We start from the raw sequence: 2,759 nt of genomic DNA on the forward strand, positions 1-2,759 counted from the left end.
GCAGCGCCGAGGAGCTCGTGAAAAGCGAGCATTGGGACTATATTTCCGAGGCACTAATTGCAGCTCCGAACTTGACGTTGCTGGAAGTGGCGCACCTACAGAAGCTTCTTCCCTCAAGTGCTCCGATCACGAGGCAGGAGGTCCAAACCCTGGGCTTTGATCTTAGTGATGAGCAAGTGCAATCATTCCAGAAGTACTACAAATACTTCCCGTTGTTCGCGCAGATTTCCGCATGACCGGACCAGCTCTTCCTCCGCTGATCGAGTTGTTTTCAGGGACCGGCGGGTTTTCGTTAGGTGCTCATAAGGCTGGATTTAGGGTCGCCGCGGCTTTCGACAATGACCCGGTTCTTACCTCTTCGTATCGGCGCAACTTCCCTGACACGCAGTTTTTCTTGGAGGATGTGTCGTCCTTGACCGCCGCTGCCCTTAGGGAGTCCGTTGGCGGTTCACGTTTCGGTCTTTTTGGCGGGCCTCCTTGTCAAGGATTTAGTGATATTGGCAAGCGAGACCCAAACGACCCTCGTCGAGACTTGCTCGTCCATTTCTTCCGTTTGGTTTCCGAGGCTCGGCCAGTCTTCTTTGTAATGGAAAACGTGCGAGGTTTGGGAAACGCTGATTCCATAGAGGTGCTCGAATCTGCGATGGGTCTTGTTTCTGATCGGTACGCGCTACACGGGCCGGTCATTTTGGACGCGTCCGATTTCGGTGCAGCAACCAAGAGACCGAGGCTCTTTGTGATAGGGGTTCACAGAGACTTCGGGGACGCGGTGACCGCAGAAGATATAGAGTCTCAAAAAAGGCCATCAAAGACTGTTCGGGACGCAATTGCCGACCTCGTCGGTGCCGAGCGCGTGGAGGATTGTGGGGGCTTCGATGTTTGGGAGGTTCCGGAGGTTGTTGCTCGGTCGGAATATGCGAGTTCGTTGTCGCGCTTGGATAGACGATTCACGGGGCACCTTAGGACGAGGCACACTAGTGCGGTTGTCGACCGGTTCAAAGCCCTTTCTCAAGGTGAGCTTGACAAGGTGGGCAGACATCCTCGGCTTGCTTGGAGCGGATTGTGTCCAACGTTGAGAGCGGGTACCGGGGCTGATCGCGGGTCCTATCAATCCGTAAGGCCTATTCACCCGGAAGAGCCGAGGGTGATTACGGTGCGCGAGGCGGCGCGGCTGCAAGGTTTTCCGGACGCACACCTGTTCCACCCTACGATTTGGCATTCTTTTCGAATGATCGGGAACAGCGTATCTCCGCTTATGTCCGAGGCAATCTTTAGGGCGGTTGCCTCGAAGCTGCAAGACTACGCTGAGGCGTCATGAGGGCGGCGGAGCTTGGACCGGCTAACACCTGATCGACGCTCGTGGCTGATGTCCCGTGTGCCGTCCACGAATACGTCTGCCGAGATTCGGGTCAGAAAGGCGGCTCATTCGTTGGGCTTGCGCTTCCGGTTGCATCGCAAAGATCTGCCCGGCTCGCCGGATTTGGTCTTTCCGAAGCATCATGTGGTGCTTTTTGTGCACGGTTGCTTTTGGCACAGGCATCCGGGATGCGGGAAGACCAGCACGCCGAAGTCCCGGGTGGAATACTGGAAGGAAAAATTCCGTTCGAACGTGGAGCGTGATCGCCGCGTCGCGGGAGAGTTAGAGAGCTTGGGTTGGCGAGTCGAGGTTGTCTGGGAGTGCGAAACTAAGGATCGAGCTGTTTTGCTCGCAAAATTGCGTGACATTTTTGGCTTGAGGTGAATTTTGCGATTTAGTCGACGAGGATCTTTGAATAGCCCCGACTTTCTTAGACACCTCAAGAGCCTCACACTGAGGGTTCCGAGGAGGTGCCATGAGCAGTCGACGTTATCCAGACGAATTCAAGGTCGAGGCGGTCAAGCAGGTGACCGAACGAGGCCGCCGGGTGAAGGAGGTGGCCGAGCATCTCGGCGTCTCCCAGCACAGTCTTTATGCATGGATCCGGCGTTATCAGCAGCCGGATGAAGAAAGGCAGAAGCAGCAGGCCCAAGCCGACGAGATCCGCCGCCTGAATGCGCAACTCCGGGAAGTCACCGAGGAGCGCGACATATTAAAAAAAGCGGCCGCGTACTTCGCCAAGCAGTCCGGGTGAGGTACGCGTTCATCAAGGACCATGAACGCGCCCATCCGGTGCGCCGCCTTTGCCGTTTGATGGATGTCCATCCGAGTGGTTACTACGCCTGGAAGCGGCAGCCGGATTCCCGGCGACAGCGGGAAGACCGACGGCTGCTGGGCGTGATCAAGCAATCCTGGCTGGAGAGCGGTGGCGTCTACGGCTATCGCAAGATCCACCACGACCTGCGGGACCTGGGCGAGCGTTGCGGTAAGCACCGTGTGGCCCGGCTGATGCGTGGAGAAGGATTGAAGTCACAGACCGGCTACCGGCGCCGCCCCGGTTTTCGTGGTGGACGCCCTGCCGTCGTGGCGCCGAATCACTTGCAGCAGCAGTTCGACGTTTCCGCCCCCAACCAGGCCTGGGTGACGGACATCACCTACATCCGCACCCACGAGGGATGGCTGTACCTGTCGGTGGTCCTGGACCTGTTCTCCCGGCAAGTCATCGGCTGGTCCATGCGCCCACGCATGGACCGGGAGCTGGCCATGAATGCGTTAATGATGGCCGTGTGGCGACGCCAGCCTGATGGCCCGGTCGTCGTCCACTCCGACCAGGGAAGCCAATTCAGCAGTCACGACTGGCAGGACTTCCTCAAGGCCCACGGTCTCGTGGGCAGCATGAGCC

General features: G+C 58.0%; 2 protein-coding genes and 1 pseudogene. All 3 read left to right on the plus strand.

Annotated features, from left to right (window positions below; all coding sequences use genetic code 11):
• A partial coding sequence (locus FAZ79_RS11100; protein ID WP_211238848.1) for an O-methyltransferase occupies positions 1 to 236 on the plus strand: 236 nt, incomplete at its 5' end.
• A 1,094-nt stretch (positions 237 to 1,330) separates the two neighbouring features.
• Positions 1,331 to 1,741 carry a very short patch repair endonuclease gene (locus FAZ79_RS11110; RefSeq protein ID WP_136868026.1) on the plus strand — a complete coding sequence of 137 codons (411 nt, stop codon included), beginning with the start codon at positions 1,331 to 1,333 and terminating at the stop codon, positions 1,739 to 1,741.
• A gap of 91 nt (positions 1,742 to 1,832) precedes the next feature.
• A pseudogene (locus tag FAZ79_RS11115) lies at positions 1,833 to 2,759 on the plus strand (IS3 family transposase); the annotation flags it as partial.

The sequence above is a fragment of the Guyparkeria sp. SB14A genome (genome assembly GCF_005096345.1).
GTDB classification, from domain to species: Bacteria; Pseudomonadota; Gammaproteobacteria; order Halothiobacillales; family Halothiobacillaceae; genus Guyparkeria; species Guyparkeria hydrothermalis.